The organism is Flavitalea flava (assembly GCF_054461575.1).
Genome location: NZ_JBTLQH010000143.1, coordinates 1 through 579, shown reverse-complemented (window position 1 = coordinate 579; position 579 = coordinate 1). Strand labels below are relative to the sequence as shown.

The window sequence follows — 579 nt, the reverse complement described above, 5'->3', positions numbered from 1 at the left end:
CCCTGGACCTTCCCGTTAACCGATAGCTTCTCCTGCACTTCCTGGTCTGCCCCTATGCTCTCCCCCATCCGCTCCACAGCCCCGCTGAACCACACACTGCCCGTTACCACATTATCCAGTTGGCCCAGGTAATTAAACACTATCTCCCACGGTGAGGCCCCCTGTAATCCCGCCAACCGATTGATCGATCGCAATACCCCATAGCCCAAGCCCTTGTCCGGTACCTTGCGTAATTGTTCCTTCACCTCCCTGATCAGCAGGCCCTGATCCTCTTGCTGCGGCAGCTCCAGCAGGACCGGGTACAGGCTCGTAAACCAACCCACCGTCCGGCTCGTATCCTCCCCACCACCGATGTCCTGCCGACCATGACCCTCCAGGCCGATCACTACCTCACCCCGACCACTCCACGCTGACAGCGTCTTACCCAGCGCCGACAACAACAAATCGTTGATCTCCGTATGATAGGCACGCGGCACTTCCTGCAGCAAACGCTGCGTCTGCTCCCGGCTCAGCCGTACACGCCAGTGCCCAAGATCCTTTTGACAAATACGTCCTTCGTATCCCCGGTCTACCGGCAAC

1 protein-coding gene is annotated in these 579 nt (G+C 58.9%); it reads right to left on the bottom strand.

Features of this window, described 5'->3' with window-relative positions; all coding sequences use genetic code 11:
- The coding region (locus tag ACX0G9_RS31740; RefSeq protein ID WP_459069016.1) for a condensation domain-containing protein at positions 1–579 on the bottom strand (579 nt) is incomplete at both ends.